We start from the raw sequence: 4,332 nt of genomic DNA on the forward strand, positions 1-4,332 counted from the left end.
CCCGCGGAAGCCTCCGCCCGCTCGCCGGGGCTGGAGCGTCCCCGATGATCCGTTCGTGACGGCGCGCCTCGGGTGATCGCGCAGGAGCCGACCGGCTGGTCCCGCGGAAGCCTCCGCCCGCTCGCCGGGGCTGGAGCGTCCCCGATGATCCGTTCGTGACGGCGCGCCTCGGGTGATCGCGCAGGAGCCGACCGGCCGGTCCCGCGGAAGCCTCCGCCCGCTCGCCGGGGCTGGAGCATCCCCGATGATCCGTTCGTGACGGCGCGCCTCGGGTGATCGCGCAGGAGCCGACCGGCTGGTCCCGCGGAAGCCTCCGCCTGCTCGCCGGGGCTGGAGCATCCCCGATGATCCGTTCGTGACGGCGCGCCTCGGGTGATCGCGCAGGAGCCGACCGGCCGGTCCCGCGGAAGCCTCCGCCCGCCCACCCGGCCTCGGGTGTCGCGAATGGCCCATTCGGGACGCGAGATGTCCCCGATGACCCGTTCGCGGCAACCCACCCCGCCGATCGCACCGGAACCGACCACGCACCCGGCGTCACCCCCGAAAGCCCCCTCGGCCTGCGCGGAACAAGCTGAACCCACCCTCCCTGGACTGCGCCGACCCCGGCGCGGCAGGATCTGACGCAGACGTGTGACGTGGAGGAGGAGATCGTGGCCCGGCGTGAGAAGGGCGGCTTCTGGGTGGGGTTGGCCGCCGCCGTGTTCTACCCGCTCACCGGCATTGCGCGGCGGGTCTACGTCGGCGATGAGAAGGTGCCGCGGCAGGGGCCCGCGCTGCTCGTCCTGAACCACATCTCGCACCTCGATCCCGTCGTCGACGCCGTTTTTGTGCACCGGGCGAAGCGGGTTCCGCGCTTCCTCGGCAAGGAAAGCCTGACCCGGACCCCCGTCTTCGGGAAGGTCTTCGTCGGCTCCGGGCAGATCCCGGTTTCGCGCGGCTCGGCCGCCGCCGGGGACAGTCTCAAGGCCGCGCACCAGGCCCTTCAAGACGGCAAAGTTGTCGTCATCTACCCCGAGGGCACCATCACCAAGGACCCGGCCGGCTGGCCGAAGGAGTCCTTCACCGGCGCCGCCCGGCTCGCGCTGCAGAACGACGTCCCCGTGATCCCCATCGCGCGCTGGGGCACCAGCGAGCTCTTCAACGGCTACACGAAGAAGTTCAAGCCCTTCCCGCGCAAGACCATCACCCACCGCGTCGGCGACCCGCTCGACCTGTCGGCCTACCGCGAGGGCAGCGTCCGCAGCGCGTCGAAGCTGCGTGAGGTCACCAAGGTCATGATGGACGAGGTGACCCGGCTGCTCGGCGAGGTCCGGCACGAAGAACCGCCGTCGGCTAAGCCGGGGGACCCCGCCTGATGCGCGCCGACGTCCAGCGGGTCACCGTGCTCGGGGCCGGTTCCTGGGGCACCGCCTTCGCGAAGGTCCTCGGCGACGCCGGCCGTGACGTCACGATGTGGGCGCGCCGCGAGGAGGTCGCCGAGGACGTCCGCGCGCGGCACGTCAACAGCGCGTACCTGCCGGGCATCACCCTGCCGGACACCGTCACCGCCACCAGCGACCCGGCGAAAGCCCTCGAAGGCGCCCAGGCCGTCGTGCTCGCGGTGCCCAGCCAGAGCCTGCGGGCGAACCTCTCGGAGTGGCGCCCCCTGCTGCCGTCCGACGCGATCCTCGTCAGCCTCGCCAAGGGCGTCGAGCTCGGCACGCTCAAGCGGATGAGCGAGGTGATCGGCGAGATCGTCGGGATGGCCGCCACCGACGTCGTGGTGGTCACCGGGCCGAACCTGGCCAAGGAGATCGCCGCCGGGCAGCCGTCCGCGTCGGTGCTCGCGTGCGCCGACCACGAGCGCGCCGTCGCGATCCAGCGGGCCTGCGCCAACTCGTACTTCCGGCCCTACACCAACACCGACGTCGTCGGCTGCGAGCTCGGCGGGGCGTGCAAGAACGTCATCGCGCTGAGCACCGGCATGGCCGCGGGCCTCGGCCTCGGCACCAACACGATGGCGACGCTGATCACACGCGGCCTGGCCGAGATGGCCCGGCTCGGCGCGAAGCTGGGCGCCGACCCGCTGACGTTCGCCGGGCTCGCCGGGGTCGGCGACCTGGTGGCGACGTGCTCGTCGCCGCTTTCGCGCAACCGGACGTTCGGTGAGCGCCTCGGCCGCGGCGAGACGCTGGAGCAGGCCCAGGCGGCCACCGGCGGGCAGGTCGCGGAGGGCGTGATGTCGTGCTCGTCGATCCGCGCGCTCGCGCTGAGCCTCGGTGTCGACATGCCGATCACCGACGCGATGCACCGCGTCTGCCACGAAGGTGTCGACCCGCGGCGGGCCGGCGCGGAGCTGCTGGGGCGCTCTCAGAAGCACGAGTGGTCCTGACGGAGGTGCCCTTCTTCCCGGTTGCTGAGAGGTCTTGACCGGTTCCGGGGTGGCTGCCAACCTGGTCGTATGTTCGCGCACGGGATGACTGAGCTGCGGGGTCGCCACGACCTCTGCGCCGTCGTGTGCGCGTGTCGCTGTTGTCGCTGACCGACCGCACGACCCGGCTCGACACCCTTTTTCTGCTTCCGTGAGGACCCTCATGTTCGCCGTTCCCGACAACACCCTGCTGCGTCCCGAGAACCCCGCGCTGCGCCACCCGGTGCGCGTCGCGCTGGAGGTCGCCGCCGACCGCGAGCGCTGGAAGCACCTCCTGCGCTACGACCCGGACGAGCGGTTCGCGACGCTCGTCACGAAGGACGAGCGGCAGGAGGTGTGGCTGATGAGCTGGCTGCCCGGCCAGCACACCGACCTGCACGACCACGCGTTCGCCAGCGGCGCGTTCACGGTGGTCAGCGGTCGCCTGACCGAGGCGGTCGCCCGCCGCGCCCCGGGCGGCCGCGCGGTCACCGAGCTGCACGCGCTCGCGGCGGGCCAGTCCCGGGTGTTCGGGCCGGGGTACGTGCACGAGGTCCGCAACGACGGCCCGGACCCGGCGGTCTCGGTGCACGTCTACCGGGACGCGGAGCGCGAGATGCGCTCGTACCACCTCGACCCCCTGGGCGGCCCGGTCCTCGACTGACCCGGCTCAGTCCTACCTAGGTAGACTTACCAGGGCTACCTAGGTAGGATAAGGGTCGTGCGCAAAACACGGGCTCTCGCCGACGTCGCGGTCGCGTTCCTGGCGGACCCGCACGGACGCCACTGGGGGTACTCCCTCGGCAAGGCGTCCGGGGTCCCGTCCGGGGTGCTGTACCCGATGCTGTCCCGGTTCCTGGCCGAGGGTCTGGTGACGGACGGGTGGGAGGACCCCGCCGCCATCACCGGGAAACGCCCGCCGCGCCGCTACTACGAGCTGACCGACAAGGGCCGGTCCGAGCTCGCCGCGGCCGCCCGGGCCGTCGAACAGCGCGACCTCCGGGTGGGGTGGGCCCGTGGTTGAGCTGCTGGAACACGCTGCTTCGTGGGAGACGCTCCTGGTGGCGCTCGTGATCTACGGGTTCGCCCCGGGATTCGTCCTGCGGCTCGCGGTGAAGCTCTACCCGAAGGACGACCCGCGGCGTTGTGAGCTGGTCGCCGAAATGTACGCGGTGAAGCCGATCTGGCGTCCGTTCTGGGTGGCTGACGTGCTCGGCGCCGCCTTCCTCGAAGGGCCGCCCAGCCGGGTTCACCAGATCCGGGTCCGGAACCGGGAGAAGGGAAAGGGCAAGGCGCCGAAGGGTTCCCCGGCCCGGTCCGTCCGGACTCCCGACTACGCGGGGCGCGGTTCCGGCCGCCCGCCGGTGGTCACCGCCGAGGACTGGAAGAAGCACGAGAAGCGGTGGGTGATGGAGTCCGCCAAAACCGAACGTCCGCCGCCGCGCTGACCCGGCTCAGTCGAGGTCGCCGCGCAGGCGGAACTCGCGGTTGATCGCCTCCCGGTCCGCGCCGCCCGCCAGCAGCGTGTGGAGCAGGATCCGCGCCTTCCGCGCGTCCAGCCAGCCCGCCATCGTCGCGCCCATCGTGATCAAGCTGGACTCCGAGCCGTGGAAGCCGTACGTCGAACGCAGCGTCGGGCCCGCGCCCGTTCGTGAGGCGACCACCACCGGCAGCGAAGCCGGCAGCCGCTCGACCACGTCGGCAGTGCCCGCCGACACGTGGCCGGCGCCCGTCGCCGCCAGCACCACACCGCGCACTCCCGGCTGGGACGCCGCGAACTCCAGCACCGCGCCGGAATCGTCGAGCCCGGTCTCCACCACGGGGACCAGGCCGTCGAAGCGGGCGCCGGTCAGGACCGGCGAGCGCGGCGGGGAGGGATGGAAAGAATGCACCCCGCTTTTGCCCACCACGCCCAGAGAGCCCCCCCTCTCCTACAAGAAAGC

The 4,332-nt window shown here is 72.1% G+C and carries 6 protein-coding genes; 5 read left to right on the forward strand and 1 reads right to left on the reverse strand.

All coding sequences use genetic code 11. The features are described 5' to 3' along the window. Positions 1-635: 635 nt before the first annotated feature. The 5 genes from ACZ61C_RS25890 (at position 636) to ACZ61C_RS25910 (ending at position 3,837) form a co-directional block, all read left to right on the forward strand. On the forward strand, positions 636-1,355 hold the full coding sequence (locus ACZ61C_RS25890) for a lysophospholipid acyltransferase family protein (protein ID WP_465310407.1): 720 nt from the start codon (positions 636-638) through the stop codon (positions 1,353-1,355). Further along, the gene (locus ACZ61C_RS25895) at positions 1,355-2,371 is read left to right on the forward strand and encodes an NAD(P)H-dependent glycerol-3-phosphate dehydrogenase (protein WP_465310408.1); all 1,017 of its coding nucleotides are present in this window, start codon (positions 1,355-1,357) and stop codon (positions 2,369-2,371) included. Before ACZ61C_RS25890 ends, ACZ61C_RS25895 begins: the two co-directional genes overlap by 1 nt. A gap of 202 nt (positions 2,372-2,573) precedes the next feature. Next, a complete protein-coding gene (locus tag ACZ61C_RS25900; RefSeq protein WP_465310409.1) occupies positions 2,574-3,053 on the forward strand; it encodes a cysteine dioxygenase in 480 nt (159 codons plus the stop codon). A 57-nt stretch (positions 3,054-3,110) separates the two neighbouring features. After that, the gene (locus ACZ61C_RS25905) at positions 3,111-3,413 is read left to right on the forward strand and encodes a PadR family transcriptional regulator (protein WP_465310410.1); all 303 of its coding nucleotides are present in this window, start codon (positions 3,111-3,113) and stop codon (positions 3,411-3,413) included. Further along, positions 3,406-3,837 carry a hypothetical protein gene (locus ACZ61C_RS25910; protein WP_465310411.1) on the forward strand — a complete coding sequence of 144 codons (432 nt, stop codon included), beginning with the start codon at positions 3,406-3,408 and terminating at the stop codon, positions 3,835-3,837. Before ACZ61C_RS25905 ends, ACZ61C_RS25910 begins: the two co-directional genes overlap by 8 nt. Positions 3,838-3,843: 6 nt before the next feature. Here ACZ61C_RS25910 and ACZ61C_RS25915 read toward each other — a convergent pair whose 3' ends face one another. Then, positions 3,844-4,281, reverse strand: a complete 438-nt coding sequence (locus ACZ61C_RS25915) for an L-asparaginase family protein (RefSeq protein ID WP_465310412.1) — start codon at positions 4,279-4,281, stop codon at positions 3,844-3,846. Positions 4,282-4,332 lie beyond the last annotated feature (51 nt).

The organism is Amycolatopsis sp. NPDC104587 (genome assembly GCF_055583645.1).